Origin of the sequence: Pectobacterium atrosepticum, assembly GCA_019056595.1 — a bacterium.
GTDB lineage: Bacteria > Pseudomonadota > Gammaproteobacteria > Enterobacterales > Enterobacteriaceae > Pectobacterium > Pectobacterium atrosepticum.
The window spans coordinates 1,707,004-1,722,976 of the sequence record CP036163.1; the positions used below are offsets into that span (position 1 = coordinate 1,707,004).

The following is a 15,973-nucleotide window of genomic DNA, read 5'->3' on the forward strand; positions in this document are numbered from 1 at the left end:
TATTGCTCCAGACTTTTGTTTCGACTTACACACTCGAAAAGCGTCATTACGCTTCCGATAATCCTCGGACCGAGGCGATAAACTGTTTCAACTCGCGGGTCTGCGGGTTAGCAAACAGCGTTTTACTGTCGCCCTGCTCCCAGACTGTGCCCTGATGCATAAACACCACGCGATCGCCCACTTCACGGGCAAAATTCATTTCATGCGTGACCAGAATCAGCGTCATGCCTTCTGCGGCAAGCTGTTCCAGCACCTTCAACACTTCGCCGACGAGTTCAGGATCGAGTGCCGATGTAATTTCGTCACACAGCAGGACTTTTGGATTCATCGCCAATGCACGGGCAATGGCGACTCGCTGCTGCTGACCGCCCGACAGATTGCCGGGATAATAATGAAGGCGTTCGCCCAGCCCGACTTTGTTGAGCATCTGTTCGCCTAACGCCTGACACTCCGCCGCGCTTTTACCCAGCACGCGGCGCGGTGCCAGCATCACGTTTTCCAGCGCCGTCATGTGCGGGAACAGATTGAAGTTCTGGAACACCATCCCGACCGAGCGGCTGATTTCCCGCGCCTGCGAATCCCTGTCGGTGACCGTCACCCCGCCCAGCTTGATGCTGCCGTCCTGATAACCTTCCAGACCGTTCATGCAGCGCAGTAGCGTGCTCTTACCCGAGCCGCTACGCCCGATGATCGAAATGACCTCACCCATTTCGATATCCAGATCCACCCCTTTCAGGACATGGTTCTGACCGTAATATTTTTGAACCTGATTAATGGTGATGAGCGGCATTGAATTTCTTCTCCAGATAGCGGCTGTAGTAAGAGAGCGGATAGCACATCAGGAAATAGCCCAGCGCCACCAATCCGAACACTTTAAACGGCTGATAGGTGACGTTATTCAACATGGTTCCCGCTTTGGTCAGTTCAATAAACCCGATGATCGACGCCAGCGCGGTGCCTTTGATCACCTGCACAGAGAACCCAACGGTAGGCGCGATAGCGATACGCATCGCCTGCGGCGCAATCACCCGATAGAGCGTCTGACCGAAATCCAGTCCGAGACAGCGCGACGCTTCCCACTGCCCCTTCGGTAACGCTTCCACACTGCCGCACCAGATATCCACCAGAAAAGCGCTGGTAAATAGCGTCAGCGCCAATGCTGCTGCCGTCCAGGGGCTTACATCAATACCGAACAACGCCAGCCCGAAAAACGCGAGAAACAGCTGCATCAGCAGCGGCGTGCCCTGAAATAACTCGGAATACAGATGGACAAAGCGCGTCGCCCATTTGCGCTTGGTCAGCCGCAATAGCATGAGCGGAAACGTCACCAGCGCACCGCCGATGAAGGCTGTCAGTGACAATAACAGCGTCCAACGCGCCGCCAGCAGCAGGTTGCGCACAATATCCCAGTCGGTAAATGTCATGATTGCTGACTCCCTAAGAAACGCCGACCCGCTAGCAGTAAGAGTTGCCGCATCAGAACCGATAGCACGAGGTAACACAGCGTGGTCGCCAGATACACTTCAAAGCTCAGAAACGTACGGGACTGAATCAGGTTGGCGGCAAAGGTCAGTTCCTCGTAGGAAACCTGCGACACCACCGACGATCCCAGCATGACGATGATGCATTGGCTGACCAGCGCCGGATAAATCCGCTGAAGCGCGGGTGGCAAAATCACGCGCAGAAAAGTCTGCATCCGCGTCAGTCCCAACACACGAGCGGCTTCCCACTGACCTTTTGGCGTTACCTGAATCCCCGCACGAATAATCTCTGTGCTGTATGCGCCAAGATTAATCAACATCGCTAACAGCGCAGCCTCCCCGGCCGTCAGCTTCCAACCCAAACTCGGCAAGCCGAAGACGATAAAGAACAGCTGAACCACAAACGGCGTATTGCGAATCAGCTCGACGTAGATCCCCCACAGCCGACTCAGCAGGGTGGGCTTGCCGCTACGCAAAGCCGCACCACAGATACCGATGGCGATGCCGCCGAGGGTTGCCATTACTGTCAGCTCAATGGTGACCCACAGCCCCGCCAGCAGCTCAGGCCAGAACGGCAACAGTGCGGAAAAATTAAGCTGATAGGTCATGGCGCGCTCCTGTTACGCTTTGATGCTGGCTGGCAACGGCGCTTTCAGCCATTTTTCCGACAGGCTATTGAGCGTCTCGTCTTTCAACGCCTGTTCGATCAGCGCATCGACTTTCGCTTTCAGTGCAGGTTCGTCTTTCTTCATCCCGATGTAGCACGGCGAATCCTTCAGCATAAACTTCGCGACAGGCGCTTTTGTCGGGTTCTGCTCAGCGATGGCGGCGACAACCAAGTTGCCCGTGGCGACAAATTCCACCTGCCCTGACAGATACGCCGACAGCGTGGTGTTGTTATCTTCGTAGCGCTTAATCTGTGCGGCCTTCGGTGCCGTTTCCGTCAGGACCATATCTTCTACCGCACCGCGTGTGACGCCGATACTCTTCCCTTCCAACGCTTCTGACGAGGCTAACGCGCTGTCTTTCGGTCCGAATACACCTAAAAAGAACGGCGCATAGGCGCGACTAAAATCGATCACTTTTTCACGCTCGGCATTTTTGCCCAGGCTGGAGATCACCAGATCGACCTTGTTGGTTTGCAGATACGGCACGCGGTTGGCGCTGGTTACCGGAACCAGTTGCAACGTTAGTTTCATCTCTTTCGCCAGATAGCGGGCGATATCGATGTCATAGCCCTGCGGTTGCAGATCGGTGCCGACCGATCCAAACGGTGGGAAATCCTGCGGCACAGCGACACGCAGCACACCGCGCTTCTCGATATCCTGCAACTGATCGGCCATCACGCTACCGGCCTGAACCAGTAACATTGCCGCGCCCATCACCGCCAGTAACCCTTTTTTGATGCTCAGTTTATTGATCAACATCGTCTCTGCCCCCGGTTAGTGTAATTGAAACGAAAGATTCTTTAAAAACAAATACTGAAACTATCGTTACAGATACTAAGCAAGGAGCATGCCAGATTCCATTTACGCTTTTTGTGCTGTTGGTTATGAGAAAACACCATAAGGAGTCAGAGAGTTTTTCTAAAACATGGGATAGCTATGAATATGATTATGGATATGCAATATCTGTGAAAAATTTCGTGCGTGATTGCAGAGAGATAATTTATGCAACTCATGCACCACGCCCGACGTAGGGCTGCTCAATCGCCGCAGCCCTACGAACCCTGGCTTTCGGCGTGAATTATGCCGCTGCGCGGTACATTCGAAACGCGTGTCATCCTGTCGAACCGCCTGTGACGCGCTCCCGACGCGGCACAGGCTTTCGCAGCGTCCATGCTGCTCATTCGGGATGCCCCACGTTTCTCATCATAATTTTTTACGCCTATGAACAGATAACAACGAGAAACAATCCACAGCGCTGCGTCACAAAAATAATCCAGAGCTATCACGCCAGAAACAAGCCATATGACAGATAAGAACACCAATTAATTCGCACCATTAAAGTGCAACAGCACCACACTAACGCACCATTAGCGTTGCTCTAACTCATCCAGTTCACCATAAAGATCCGCGATCTGATGGATGCGTTGGCGTCCATCGCGCAGCATTTCATGCAATAACGCATTGCTGATCACATTCACCAAACTCATGGCAGACGAATAGCTGTCAAACGCTGATACGCTGTCCAGCGGAACACACAGCGACCAGGTTGCCAGCGGTACCAGCGCACTGACTTGGGGTTCGCATAGCAGTAGCACGGGCACACCGCGTTTTTGCAACTGAGCCAGCAGCGGCTGAATCAGGCGTGGACGGCGGCGAAAGGCCACCACAATCACGACATCCTGCGCGGTGAGATCGACTAGTTCTTCGGATAGCGTCTGCCCCGGTTGCGTCAGCAGCGTGACCTGTTGGCGAATCTGAAGCAGTTGTTGGCGCAGGTGCAGCGCGACCGGATAGCTGTTGCGTAGCCCAATCAAACACAGGCGCTGCGCCTGCATCAGCGCCTGAATCACGGCACCAAACTGTACGGGGTCAATCTGGTTTATCCACTGCGTCAGGTTCGCCATTTCCTGTTTGTAATGCCGCGCCAGCAGCGTATTCCCCTGCACTGCATCACGATTATCCGCCAGCGGCATCCCGCTCTGGCGCAACGTTCTGAGCTCATCGCGCATGTCACGGTAGCTGGGGTAGCCCAGTCGTTTGAACAAGCGGCTGACGGTCGCTTTTGAAGCACCGCTCAGCCGCGCTAGCTCGGCGCTGTTGTAGCTAATCAGATCGTCAAAGTGATCGAAGATGAAATTCGCGACGCGCTGTTCCTGCGGTGAAAGCTCGCTATAGCGATCCCGTAATCGTTCATCGATTTGCATCATCATCTCTCATCCATTGCGCGTGCTGTAACGTTTGTTTCATTGCGCAGAACATAGCACAGGATTGTCAGGATGATACAGATACACCTTCCAGCACGCATACGGACTTCCCATCGCACCGAAAAACTGGAACGCCGTTTGCTTATAGCTAAGGTTAATAACACTCACCCTACACAATATTAAAAAAAGGAATATCGAAATGATGCAAAGTAATACCGCCCCGCTAGGCATGGCGGTGGCACCTCATCATTTAGCCAGCGCCAGCGCATTGGCTGTTCTGCGCGAAGGCGGCAACGCCATTGAAGCCATGGTCGCGGCGGCGGCAACCATTGCCGTGGTGTACCCACATATGAACGGGATCGGCGGCGACGGTTTCTGGCTGATTGTGCCGCCACGCGGCGAACCTATTGCCATTGATGCCAGCGGGGCTGCGGGGTCGCTGGCCTGTCGCGAGTTGTATCGGGGTGAAAGCCGTATTCCACATCGAGGCCCGAAGGCGGCGCTGACGGTCGCGGGCACCGTCGGCGGCTGGCAGGAAGCGTTGGCATTCTCTCAAGAACTGGGAGGAGAGCCGCTACCGCTCGCTCGTTTGCTGTCCGATGCCATTCGCTATGCGGCGGACGGGATTCCCGTCACGCAATCGCAGGAAGATGCGCTGACCCAGCGCTACCACGAATTGACCGATTTCCCAGCCTTTAGCCAACTCTTCATGCCGCAGGGATATATCCCGCGTGCGGGCAGCCGTTTCACGCAGCCTGACTTAGCCGAGACCTTAACGACGCTGAGCATTGAAGGGCTGGACAGCTTTTATCGCGGCTCCGTCGCCGCCCAGCTGTCGGCACAGATGGCGCAGCTCGGGATGCCGCTGACGGCTGACGATCTGGCGAGCTACCGCGCCAAGCGAACAACGCCGCTGGTGCTAAAACACAGTAAAGGCGATATCTATAACCTCGCGCCGCCAACGCAGGGTCTGGTGTCCCTCGCGATCCTCGGCCTGACCGATCATTTAGAAATGGAAGATCTGAGCGATAGTCAGACAATCCATCGCATTGTCGAATCGACCAAACTGGCGTTTGGCCTGCGTGACCGCTTCATTACCGATCCCAAACTGATGACACAAAATATTCAGGCGCTGCTGGAAAACGATGCGCTTGGTGCGCTCGCTCGGCAGGTCGATACCCGAAAAGCCGCATCGTGGGGAGAAGGCAAAGGCCCCGGCGACACCGTTTGGATGGGCGTATGCGACAGCAGCGGCCTGTGCGTCTCTTTCATTCAAAGTATTTACCACGAGTTCGGCAGCGGTGTTGTGCTACCGGGAACCGGCGTGCTTTGGCAGAACCGCGGTGCCTCGTTCAGCCTCGATCCGGCGCACCTGTTGGCGTTAGAACCGGGCAAACAGCCTTTTCATACCTTAAACCCCGCCGCTGCACGTTTATCCGACGGACGCACGATGGTCTACGGCTCAATGGGCGGAGACGGACAACCACAGACGCAGGCGGCCATCTTTATCCGTCACGTCCAGCAAGGGCTGCCGCTGCAACAGGCGATTACCGCTCCACGCTGGCTGCTGGGCCGCACGTGGGGACAATCCTCCGATACCCTGAAGATCGAAGATCGCTTTAAACCCGCCACCGTAGATGCGCTGCGTCAGCTAGGGCACGACGTCGAGCTGTTGAGCAGCTTTAGCGAAACCGTCGGCCATGCAGGTGCCATCGTGCGCCACACCAACGGCATGTTGGAAGGCGCTTTCGATCCACGCAGCAACGGCAGCGCGGCAGGCTTCTAGTCTTATTTAACCGGGAGAAAACAGAATGACGATGATCGAACAAGACGCGGTGACAGCGTATCTACAGCAGATGGAAACACTGCTATCACTGCAACTCAGCCAGGAACGGCGTCAGGAACTGTTGGTGCAATTCAGCCGCATCCACGCCATGGCACAGCCGTTGATGGAGTTCCCCCTTGATGAGCATCAGGACATTGCTGGCGTTTATACGCTATGAGTTTATATGCTAATCGCGAGTCCTCATCATTATCTATCCGGCAGATTCAGCAAGGCTTGCAGGCTGGAACGTTCTCCGCCAAAGAGCTTGCACAGCAGGCACTAGCCGCGATTGAACAGACCAATCCCACGATTAATGCTTATACCCATGTCACCAGCAAACGCATGTTGGCAGAAGCAGAGCGTATCGACGCATGCCGTCAACGTGGGGAAACCTTACCCGCGCTGGCCGGTGTGCCTTATGCCGTAAAGAACCTGTTTGATGTCAGCGGCGAAACCACTCTGGCGGGTGCCGAGCTTTTCAGCCAGAAACCGCCCGCTACGCAAGATGCCTTTGCCACCCGTCAGCTTGCCAGTCAGGGTGCGCTGCTGTCCGGCATGTTGAATATGGATGCCTATGCCTACGGCTTTACCACCGAGAACAGCCATTATGGCCCCACGCGTAACCCGCTCGACACGCAGCGTATTGCCGGCGGATCGTCTGGAGGATCGGCAGCAGCCGTCGCCGCAGGGCTGGTTAACTTCACATTGGGCAGCGACACGAATGGCTCGATCCGCGTGCCGTCGTCGCTATGCGGCATTTTTGGGCTGAAGCCGACATTTGGCCGTTTATCACGCCACGGTAGCCACCCGTTTGTCGCCAGCCTCGACCACATTGGCCCGTTAGCCCGTAGCGCAGACGATCTAGCACTGGTGTTCGATGCACTACAAGGTCGCGACAAGCACGATCGTTTTCAGGCCGAGCGAGAAACGCAGCATACTGCCCAACAGCTGGAAGCAGGCAGCGATGGACTACGCTATGCCGTGCTTGATGGCTATTTTTCCACGTGGAGCAGCGAGGAGGCAAAAACCGCCGTCTACCAGATCGCACAGGCGCTGGGCGCGCAGGACTGCCTGACGTTAACCGACGCCGCACTGGCACGCAGCGCCGCCTTTATTCTGTCGGCCAGTGAAGGAGGAAATCAGTATTTGCCCGACTTACGCACTCAGTCTGAGCGTTTTGAGCCACTGTCACGCGAGCGGCTGCTGGCTGGGGCGATGATCCCCGCCGTCTGGTATGTGCAAGCCCAGCGCTTCCGTAACTATTTTCGTCAACAGACGCTGGCGTTGTTTGAACACACCGACCTGCTGATTGCCCCTGCGACGCCCTGCTCCGCCACACTCATTGGGCAGGAAACCATGCGTATTAATGATACTGACCTGCCCGTCCGCGCCAGCATGGGTATGCTGACACAGCCGATCTCTTTCGTCGGGCTACCCGTCGTGACGGTGCCAGTGGCAACCGCCAGCGGCCTGCCAATCGGTATTCAGATTATTGCCGCACCGTGGCGTGAGGATCTTTGTCTGCGGACGGCGTGGGCGCTTGAGCAGCAGGGCATAACGTATACCCGTCATACTTCAAGTTGCATGTGCGTTGGCTGCACTCAGTCACCCGAATCACTTACCAGTGTAAGCTCATCGGGATTCCTTCCCTTGCCGCCTGCCTGAAACTCGAATTATTTAGGGTATATACCCTAAGAGGAAAGAAAATATGTTGCCTGATGATGTCAACCAAGCGGATGTGCTGGCCGATGTGACTGCCGCGTTCTATCGCTACGAAAAAGCCTTAACCGGTAACGACGTTGCGGTGCTAGATGAGTTGTTCTGGCACGATGAAAAAACGGTGCGCTACGGTGCGGGAGAGAATCTGTACGGGATCGAGGAAATCCGCGCCTTTCGCCTCGCTCGTCCCTCTGCTGGTCTGGACAGAGCCCTGCGTAATACGGTCATCACGACCTACGGTCATGATATGGCCGTCGCCAGCACCGAGTTTACCCGCACAGGCAGCACGAAGATTGGCCGCCAAATGCAAACCTGGGTAAAAATGCCCGAAGGCTGGCGTATTGTCGCCGCACACGTCAGCCTGATGAGCGAATGACAAAGGGGCATTTCCCCTATCGCTACATCTCACCACATCCGGATCGTCAAGGCTGGCGGTGATATACCGCTTCAATGTTGTATCCATCGGGGTCGCGCACGAATGCGGCGTAATAATCCTGATGGTAATTAGGACGCAGCCCCGGTGGCCCATTATCTATGCCACCCACCGCAATAGCGGCAGCAAAAAAAGCATCCACACGCTCTCGCGAGGCGGCGCTGAAAGCAAAGTGCACCGCCGGACAAGGTTCGCCCTTTGACTGATAAATCCAGAATTCGCCAGCGGGATCGCTTGACTGTCCATATCCTTCCGTCACCGCAAAACTGACGGCAAACGACATGTCCTTAATCAGTCTGTAGCCCAATGGTTCAAGCGCCGCTGCATAGAATTGTCGGCTACGGGCAATATCCCGTACCGGGATGCTCAGGTGATCTAACACGATGGCCTCTTTCGATAGTCGTTATGGATAATATTTAACCATCATAACCCTATACTTTATCTGGATAACGCGATCGCGATCGGCAAAATACAAATCCACGATAGCGCATGAAGCATCTCACCAAATTGGCACATCATCTCGACTTTATTACTCTGAAAAAATGAAGAATATATTATTCAGAACACTCCTATTTATTGGTGGTAATTAACACAATCATTTTACCCATTATATCTTTGCTATACTGTATAAAATACCGACAGATATCATAAGTAAAAATGTACCTGCGTCGGCCTATTCTAGTGTCTATAAGCCAAAAATTGTGATTTATTTACCATATTATTCGATTAGTGAAATTCACTATAAAAAGTGATTTATTCACAATCAGAAAAGGTTATATCACTCACGAATCCAATACGTAAAAACTGACAGATAACGTACTGTTATAAAAAGAATTATCATTCAGACCAAAAACCATAAAGATCACGTAAATCATGAAGATAACGTAGCGATAATCACGTTACCGCCATTGCTAATATTGGCCTAGCGAGAGGCTATTCGAAGGCAATAAAGGGTTGTCTCAGAATCTGAGTATGGTAGGGTAGATTATGTTTAATCATTATCAGGGTTGCGTTATAGAATTATAAACGGCACAGGAAAACAATAATTTCATGGCAATTAAACTTGAAGTAAAGAATCTTTATAAGATATTTGGCGAGCACCCAGACAGAGCATTTAAACTGATTGATAAAGGCCTGAGCAAAGATCAGGTATTTGAAAAAACAGGGCTTACTGTCGGGGTAAAAGATGCCAGTCTGGCCATTGAAGAAGGCGAGATATTTGTCATCATGGGATTATCCGGTTCCGGCAAATCAACCATGGTACGCCTTCTCAATCGTCTGATCGAACCCACTCGGGGTCAGGTACTGATCGACGGTGAGGATATCTCCAAGATATCTGATACCGCGCTGCGCGACGTGCGTCGTAAGAAAATCAGTATGGTGTTCCAATCCTTTGCGCTCATGCCGCATCTGAATATCCTCAACAATACCGCATTTGGTATGGAGCTGGCTGGCGTACCGAAAGTGGAACGCGAGCAAAAAGCGCTGGATGCCTTGCAGCAGGTCGGCCTTGAAGCCTACGCGGCATCTTACCCGGATGAGCTGTCTGGCGGGATGCGGCAGCGTGTCGGTCTGGCGCGTGCGTTAGCGAATGACCCCGATATCCTATTGATGGATGAGGCATTCTCCGCACTCGATCCGCTAATCCGTACTGAAATGCAGGATGAGTTAGTCAAACTCCAGTCCCGTCATCAACGCACTATCGTCTTTATCTCGCACGATCTGGATGAAGCGATGCGCATCGGTGACCGGATTGCCATCATGCACGGCGGTGAAGTGATTCAGGTCGGTACGCCCGATGAGATCCTGAATAACCCAGCCAATGACTATGTGCGCACCTTTTTCCGCGGTGTCGATATCAGCCACGTGTTTAGCGCCAAAGATATCGCGCGTCGTCGCCCAGTTACCTTAATTCGTAAAACCCCCGGCGTAGGACCGCGTTCCGCGCTGAAAATCCTTCAGGACGAAGACCGTGATTACGGCTACGTACTGGAAGGTGGGAAACGCTTCATTGGCATCGTGTCTATTGATTCACTAAAGCAGGCGCTGAAAGAACAGCAGCCGCTGGAACAGGCGTTACTGCCCGAACCTGCTCCCGTGCCCGCAGATATGTCACTCAACGAGCTGATTTCTCAGGTCGCACAGGCTCCCTGTGCCGTTCCTGTTGTCGGCGAAAACAATGAGTACATTGGCATCATTTCCAAAGGAATGCTGCTTCAGGCACTGGATAAGGAAGGAGTGACCAATGAGTAAATCAACATCAAATCCGTGGGACAACACCACGGCACAAAATCAGCCTGCCGACCAAAACGCAACGCCTGAGCAGGGTAATAGCGCCGCGCAAAGCGATCCGTGGTCTACCGGCGCACCCACTCAGGATGCACCGGCTAACGGCAGCGATGCTTGGAGCAGCACGCCAGCTCCCGATGGCTCCACCGATGCCGCTCATCAAGCTGCGCAATCCGGCAGTGACTGGTTAAACAGCGCGGCTCCTGCGACACCCGAGCATTTCAATCTGCTCGATCCGTTTAAGGATACGCTGATTCCGCTGGACAGCTGGGTCACCCACGGTATCGACTGGGTTGTGCTGCACTTCAGACCGATCTTCCAGGGCATTCGCGTGCCGGTCGATTTTATTCTGGGCGGCTTCCAACAGTTTCTGCTGGGAATGCCTGCGCCGATTGCCATTCTGGTGTTTTCACTGATTGCCTGGCAGATGTCCAGCCTCGGCATGGGCGTAGCAACCCTACTGTCTCTGATTGCGATTGGTGCAATTGGTGCCTGGTCACAGGCCATGATTACGTTAGCGCTGGTGCTGACCGCGCTGTTCTTCTGCGTGCTCATCGGGCTCCCCATGGGGATCTGGCTGGCGCGTAGCGAACGAGCCGCGAAGTTTATCCGGCCACTGCTCGATGCCATGCAGACCACGCCGGCGTTCGTCTATCTGGTGCCTATCGTCATGCTGTTCGGTATAGGTAACGTGCCGGGTGTCGTGGTAACGATTATCTTCGCCCTGCCGCCGATTATTCGCTTAACGATTCTGGGTATTCGTCAGGTGCCCGCCGATCTGGTTGAAGCCGCTGAATCATTCGGTGCCAGCCCGCGCCAAATGCTGTTTAAGGTTCAGCTCCCGCTGGCCATGCCGACCATCATGGCCGGTGTTAACCAGACGCTGATGTTGGCGCTGTCGATGGTGGTTATCGCCTCGATGATCGCCGTGGGCGGTCTGGGTCAGATGGTGCTGCGCGGGATTGGCCGTCTGGATATGGGTCTGGCTGCCGTCGGTGGCGTCGGGATTGTTATTCTGGCCATTATTCTTGACCGTCTTACCCAGTCTCTGGGGCGCGATCGTCGCAGCAAGGGCAATAAAAGCTGGTATGCCAGCGGCCCAATCGGCCTGCTGACCCGTCCTTTCATCAAGCAGTAACACTCGTCCCGCTTGTCTGGCATACGTCAGACAAGCGGCGACATTCACTACTCGTTTTATCCACACATTAATTTTATTAGCAACACTTACCATTTACCCTAAATAATTCGAGTTTCAGGCAGGCGGCAAGGGAAGGCATCCCGATGAGCTTACATAGGTAAGTGATTCGGGTGACTGAGCACGGCCAACGCACATGCAACTTGAAGTATGACGGGTATAAAGACAGAGGGAATCATGATGCCAAACACCAAACTTTGGGCCGCCGCCCTGACTACCGCACTGTTGAGTACGCAGGTTTACGCCGCTGACACCGCGCAACCGGGTAAAGGTATTTCCGTTATTCCGGTGCAAAGCACCATCTCCGAGGAAACGTTCCAGACGCTGCTGGTCAGCCGCGCGTTGGAAAAGCTGGGCTATGACGTGCAAACGCCTCGTGAAGTGGACTACAACGTCGCCTACACCTCAATTGCTTCCGGCGATGCGACGTTTATCGCGGTTAACTGGGACCCGCTACACGCCGACCAATATAAAGCGGCTGGTGGGGATGCGAAATTCTACCGCCAGGGTGAATATGTATCCGGTGCCGCTCAGGGTTATCTGATCGACAAGAAAACGGCTGAAAAATACAAAATCACCAATATTGCGCAGCTAAAAGATCCGAAAATTGCCAAGATTTTTGACACCAATGGCGACGGTAAAGCCGATCTGACGGGCTGTACGCCGGGCTGGGGATGTGAAGCGGCCATCAACCATCACCTTCCCGCCTATGGCTTAACCAATACGGTCGAGCATAATCAGGGCAACTATGCGGCGATGATCGCCGATACCATTACACGTTACAAAGAAGGCAAGCCGATTCTGTACTACACCTGGACGCCGTACTGGGTCAGTGATGTGCTGGTTCCGGGTCGTGACGTAGTCTGGTTGCAGGTGCCTTTCTCTTCCCAACCGGGTGAAATGAAGGATATCAGCACTAAACTGCCAAACGGTGCCGATTATGGCTTCCCCGTTAACACGATGAAGATTGCCGCGAACAAAGCATGGGCCGAGAAAAATCCCGCAGCGGCGAAGCTATTCGCCATCATGAAGCTGCCGATTGCCGATGTGAATGCGCAAAATCTGCGTATGCATGAAGGTCAGGGTTCACAGAAAGATATCGAACGTCATGTTGATGGCTGGATCAAAGCCCACCAGCAGTTGTTTGACGGCTGGGTGAAAACCGCCGCCGATGCTGCGAAATAATCCCCTGTAGACGAGCGCCCTTTCTAACGAAAGGGCGCTCGTTTTCTCCGTTCCCGCAACAACACTTCCCTCGCTGACGCCTCACCAAACCCAATCAGAAAATCATTTTATATTGTCGTCCAGAAATGCGTGGATGACGGGGATGATGTCGTTTCCATGCGTTTCTAAAGCAAAGTGCCCGGTATCGTAGAAACGGATATCAGCATGGGGAATATCCCGCTTCCACGCTTCCGCACCGGCAGGTAAAAAGTAAGGATCATGGCGGCCCCAGACAGCAAGCAGCGGCGGTTGCTGCTCACGGAAGTAGGCCTGGAATTCAGGATAACGCTGAACATTGGAGGCGTAGTCCAGTAGCAGATCCAGTTGAATATCAGCATTGCCTAAGCGGGACACATGCAGACCTTCAAGGGTGTATCCATCAGGGGAGACAAGGCTGGTATCACTTACGCCTTCTAAATATTGCCATTTCACGGAGGCTGCGGTCGGAAAATCATGAAGGGCAGCTCGATTCTCTGCCGTCGGTGATTGCCAATACCGTCTGATCGCATCCCATCCTTGCGCTAAACCTTCTTCATAAGCATTACCGTTCTGCGAAATAATTGCCGTGATGCGATCGGGATGAGCCGTAGCAAGACGCCATCCAACCGGTGCGCCATAGTCATGAACCATGATCGCATAACGTGGGAGCTTCAGTTGTTCAGTGAACTGATCGATCGTCTTCGCCAGATTATCAAACGTATAGTCATACTCATCGCTTCCCGGCGATTCAGTGAAACCGAAGGACGGCAGATCGGGAGCAATCACGTGATAATTATCAGCAAGTGCCGGAATCAGTTCTCGAAACATGTACGAGGATGCAGCGAATCCATGCAGTAGCAAAATGCTGGGTGATGATGGCTTTCCTGCTTCACGATAGAAAATATTTACATTACCCACCTGCTCATAGCGATAGTGGACTTGGGTCTCGGGTGTCATTGCTATATCAGTATTCACAGTCTCTTTCCTTTGTAACCTATAAAGTGGTTATTTGAAGGTTACAAATAATTAGTGTAACCTGTCAATATCATTTTAAGGGTTACATCAATGCACACATCACCGATAACTCAGCCTCACTTTCTCGCGAATAATCTCGCGTTGGACCTCATCAACAGTGCATTTGGAACAGGAAACGAATACCACGACTGTTTGACGGATGACGCAAGTGTCATCGCATGGCTTAAAGCGGCGAAGCAACTATCTGAAAATTTTACAGATACGCCGACCGGCCTGATTAATGAAACTCTGGCATTGCGTCAGACAATGGTTCGGACAATAGATGCCGTCCGATCGGGTAAGGAATATCACCCTGAACAAATAAACCATATTCTTGATAGTGGACGGCCGGTAAGAATGCTGGAATGGGATAGTCAGCAAGCTGGTTTTAGCGTTGTTGAATGCAGGAGGGATAATAGCTGTGCCAGCTTACTCGAACCGATAGCAATGGCGTTCGCTGCTCTGATTTCCGGATCTGAAGTAAAATATATTCGCCAGTGTGAGGCGCACGACTGTACCTTGTTCTTTCTGGATACCACCAAATCACATCGTCGGCGATGGTGCAGCATGGCGCTCTGTGGCAACAGAATGAAAGTCGCGGCATTCCGCTCGCGTAAGCAGGAAGCTGACTGACAAGGGGAAAATGAACGTTCACGCTAACCATGAGAAAACGTCAAAAGTACGCGTTATACATCCTGTAGAGGCATTCTTCCTTGTTTCTACTATGCCCCTTTCGCGGAAAGGGGCGTTTTTTATCGATGGTCGACCATTACGGCAGTTTAACGATTTCGACCCAGTTCGCGCCTTTTCCGGTCGGGTAGTGCCCTACTCGCACTAAATCTCCGCTGTCCTGATTGATGCGGTACACCGACAGCGACGTCGATTTTTCACCGCTGGCAATCAGGAATTTCCCGCTTGGATCGATCTGAATACCACGCGGCTGTGTTTCCGTCGGATAGCGAGTAATGTATTTCAACTGACCCGTTTTCGGCTCAACCCGCAGCAGCGTAATCGTGCTTTTGGTGCGTTCCGATACGTACAGGAATTTTCCATTTGGCGTCAGACGTAAATCGGCGCTCCATATCTGTGGTCGACTATCGGCGTTCTTTTTATCCGGCGCGATCGTTCCTGCCCGCATTCCCGCATCGGCTGGAATGGTGTCAGTGTAATCCAACAGAGTAAGTTGCCCAGTCTTTTCATCCAGCGCCAGACGCGCAACTTTGCCGGACAATTCGTTGCTCACGTAGAGCGTTTTATTATCGGGTGATAACACCAGATGGCGCGGCCCGTTCCCTTCAGGCAGTTTAATTTCGGCTAGCTCATTCGGCGTCAACGTTCCCGTTTTCGCATCAAACCGGAACTGTACAATTTGGTCGCTGCCCAGATTGCTGGCAAAGACGAACTTATTTTTGCGATCGGCAATAATGCTGTGTGCCTTCTCGCCTGTCGGCACCACTGTGACCGCACTTGCGTTCACCTTGCCGTCTTTATCAATGCCATTAATGGCGATTTTATTGCCGCCATACGACGCACTGAACAGCCATTTTCCCGTAAGATCCGTCGAGATGTAGGCCATGCTGTCCGGTAATTCCGCTTTGCCCAATGGGCTCAATACACCGCTCTTGGCGTCGATTTTATAGCTGACTGCGGAGTAGGGGATGCCGCGCGTAGCAGCATAGAGGAACGATTTATCTGGGCTAACAGCCAGCGGCATTACCTTCGCCCCAGCGGCCGTTTTCCCGATGGCGGTCAATTCGCCGCTTTGCGTATTGAGTGTGTAGACATCGATCGCGCCGTCAGTGGCAGCAGAGACATAAACCGCCGTGACCGCCTGTGCGCCCATAGACCACAGTGCCGCGGCTGGCAGAAGTGCACATCCCATTAGCATTGCAATGCTGTTTTTCTTAAACACCTGATAATGCTTAAACATAATATCCCCTGT

General features: G+C 53.2%; 15 protein-coding genes and 1 pseudogene. 8 read left to right on the forward strand and 8 right to left on the reverse strand.

What is annotated here, in order from left to right; all coding sequences use genetic code 11:
* Positions 1 to 46: 46 nt before the first annotated feature.
* The 5 genes from DCX48_08390 to DCX48_08410 form a co-directional block, all read right to left on the reverse strand.
* Positions 47 to 790 carry an amino acid ABC transporter ATP-binding protein gene (locus DCX48_08390; protein QXE14517.1) on the reverse strand — a complete coding sequence of 248 codons (744 nt, stop codon included), beginning with the start codon at positions 788 to 790 and terminating at the stop codon, positions 47 to 49.
* Positions 771 to 1,424, reverse strand: coding sequence for an amino acid ABC transporter permease (locus tag DCX48_08395; protein QXE14518.1), 654 nt, complete (start codon positions 1,422 to 1,424; stop codon positions 771 to 773). The genes DCX48_08390 and DCX48_08395 overlap by 20 nt, the downstream gene beginning before the upstream one ends.
* Positions 1,421 to 2,089, reverse strand: a complete 669-nt coding sequence (locus tag DCX48_08400; protein QXE14519.1) for an amino acid ABC transporter permease — start codon at positions 2,087 to 2,089, stop codon at positions 1,421 to 1,423. Before DCX48_08400 ends, DCX48_08395 begins: the two co-directional genes overlap by 4 nt.
* Positions 2,090 to 2,101: 12 nt before the next feature.
* Positions 2,102 to 2,908, reverse strand: a complete 807-nt coding sequence (locus tag DCX48_08405) for a transporter substrate-binding domain-containing protein (GenBank protein ID QXE14520.1) — start codon at positions 2,906 to 2,908, stop codon at positions 2,102 to 2,104.
* A gap of 608 nt (positions 2,909 to 3,516) precedes the next feature.
* Positions 3,517 to 4,356: a MurR/RpiR family transcriptional regulator gene (locus DCX48_08410; GenBank protein QXE17186.1), complete on the reverse strand. Its 840-nt coding sequence runs from the start codon at positions 4,354 to 4,356 to the stop codon at positions 3,517 to 3,519.
* 196 nt (positions 4,357 to 4,552) lie between these two features.
* Here DCX48_08410 and DCX48_08415 point away from each other — a divergent pair, with 196 nt between their 5' ends.
* From DCX48_08415 to hpxZ, 4 genes and pseudogenes are all read left to right on the forward strand, one after another.
* Complete coding sequence (locus tag DCX48_08415) at positions 4,553 to 6,139, forward strand: gamma-glutamyltransferase (protein ID QXE14521.1); 1,587 nt, start codon at positions 4,553 to 4,555, stop codon at positions 6,137 to 6,139.
* A gap of 25 nt (positions 6,140 to 6,164) precedes the next feature.
* Complete coding sequence (gene hpxX / locus DCX48_08420; GenBank protein QXE14522.1) at positions 6,165 to 6,356, forward strand: oxalurate catabolism protein HpxX; 192 nt, start codon at positions 6,165 to 6,167, stop codon at positions 6,354 to 6,356.
* Positions 6,353 to 7,756: pseudogene (locus DCX48_08425) on the forward strand (AtzE family amidohydrolase). The gene hpxX and the pseudogene DCX48_08425 overlap by 4 nt, the downstream one beginning before the upstream one ends.
* 130 nt (positions 7,757 to 7,886) lie before the next feature.
* Entirely contained in the window at positions 7,887 to 8,273 is a 387-nt protein-coding gene (gene hpxZ / locus DCX48_08430) for an oxalurate catabolism protein HpxZ (GenBank protein ID QXE14523.1), read from the forward strand.
* Between the two features lie 46 nt (positions 8,274 to 8,319).
* On the opposite strand, the gene DCX48_08435 is transcribed toward hpxZ, so the two are convergent.
* Positions 8,320 to 8,712 (reverse strand): VOC family protein, encoded by a 393-nt coding sequence (locus DCX48_08435; GenBank protein QXE14524.1) that lies wholly within the window; start codon positions 8,710 to 8,712, stop codon positions 8,320 to 8,322.
* Positions 8,713 to 9,380: 668 nt separating this feature from the next.
* On the opposite strand from DCX48_08435, the gene proV reads away from it, so the two are divergent.
* From proV to proX, 3 genes are all read left to right on the forward strand, one after another.
* Entirely contained in the window at positions 9,381 to 10,583 is a 1,203-nt protein-coding gene (gene proV / locus DCX48_08440) for a proline/glycine betaine ABC transporter ATP-binding protein ProV (GenBank protein ID QXE14525.1), read from the forward strand.
* Positions 10,576 to 11,757, forward strand: coding sequence for a proline/glycine betaine ABC transporter permease ProW (proW, locus tag DCX48_08445; GenBank protein QXE14526.1), 1,182 nt, complete (start codon positions 10,576 to 10,578; stop codon positions 11,755 to 11,757). The genes proV and proW overlap by 8 nt, the downstream gene beginning before the upstream one ends.
* Before the next feature lie 237 nt (positions 11,758 to 11,994).
* Complete coding sequence (gene proX, locus DCX48_08450; GenBank protein QXE17187.1) at positions 11,995 to 12,999, forward strand: proline/glycine betaine ABC transporter substrate-binding protein ProX; 1,005 nt, start codon at positions 11,995 to 11,997, stop codon at positions 12,997 to 12,999.
* Positions 13,000 to 13,101: 102 nt separating this feature from the next.
* Here the strand turns inward: proX and DCX48_08455 are convergent, their stop codons facing one another.
* The gene (locus DCX48_08455) at positions 13,102 to 13,974 is read right to left on the reverse strand and encodes an alpha/beta hydrolase (GenBank protein QXE17188.1); all 873 of its coding nucleotides are present in this window, start codon (positions 13,972 to 13,974) and stop codon (positions 13,102 to 13,104) included.
* A gap of 108 nt (positions 13,975 to 14,082) precedes the next feature.
* On the opposite strand from DCX48_08455, the gene DCX48_08460 reads away from it, so the two are divergent.
* Positions 14,083 to 14,664, forward strand: a complete 582-nt coding sequence (locus DCX48_08460; GenBank protein ID QXE14527.1) for a hypothetical protein — start codon at positions 14,083 to 14,085, stop codon at positions 14,662 to 14,664.
* A gap of 136 nt (positions 14,665 to 14,800) precedes the next feature.
* Here DCX48_08460 and DCX48_08465 read toward each other — a convergent pair whose 3' ends face one another.
* A complete protein-coding gene (locus tag DCX48_08465) occupies positions 14,801 to 15,961 on the reverse strand; it encodes a lactonase family protein (GenBank protein QXE14528.1) in 1,161 nt (386 codons plus the stop codon).
* Between the last annotated feature and the right edge of the window lie 12 nt (positions 15,962 to 15,973).

Bases quoted from the DNA above. Each gene is read 5' to 3' on its own strand.
- DCX48_08390 (QXE14517.1), bottom strand. From the start codon at position 790: ATGCCGCTCATCACCATTAATCAGGTTCAAAAATATTACGGTCAGAAC.
- DCX48_08395 (QXE14518.1), bottom strand. From the start codon at position 1,424: ATGACATTTACCGACTGGGATATTGTGCGCAACCTGCTGCTGGCGGCG.
- DCX48_08400 (QXE14519.1), bottom strand. From the start codon at position 2,089: ATGACCTATCAGCTTAATTTTTCCGCACTGTTGCCGTTCTGGCCTGAG.
- DCX48_08405 (QXE14520.1), bottom strand. From the start codon at position 2,908: ATGTTGATCAATAAACTGAGCATCAAAAAAGGGTTACTGGCGGTGATG.
- DCX48_08410 (QXE17186.1), bottom strand. From the start codon at position 4,356: ATGATGCAAATCGATGAACGATTACGGGATCGCTATAGCGAGCTTTCA.
- DCX48_08415 (QXE14521.1), top strand. From the start codon at position 4,553: ATGATGCAAAGTAATACCGCCCCGCTAGGCATGGCGGTGGCACCTCAT.
- hpxX (QXE14522.1), top strand. From the start codon at position 6,165: ATGACGATGATCGAACAAGACGCGGTGACAGCGTATCTACAGCAGATG.
- hpxZ (QXE14523.1), top strand. From the start codon at position 7,887: ATGTTGCCTGATGATGTCAACCAAGCGGATGTGCTGGCCGATGTGACT.
- proV (QXE14525.1), top strand. From the start codon at position 9,381: ATGGCAATTAAACTTGAAGTAAAGAATCTTTATAAGATATTTGGCGAG.
- proW (QXE14526.1), top strand. From the start codon at position 10,576: ATGAGTAAATCAACATCAAATCCGTGGGACAACACCACGGCACAAAAT.
- proX (QXE17187.1), top strand. From the start codon at position 11,995: ATGCCAAACACCAAACTTTGGGCCGCCGCCCTGACTACCGCACTGTTG.
- DCX48_08455 (QXE17188.1), bottom strand. From the start codon at position 13,974: ATGACACCCGAGACCCAAGTCCACTATCGCTATGAGCAGGTGGGTAAT.
- DCX48_08460 (QXE14527.1), top strand. From the start codon at position 14,083: ATGCACACATCACCGATAACTCAGCCTCACTTTCTCGCGAATAATCTC.
- DCX48_08465 (QXE14528.1), bottom strand. From the start codon at position 15,961: ATGTTTAAGCATTATCAGGTGTTTAAGAAAAACAGCATTGCAATGCTA.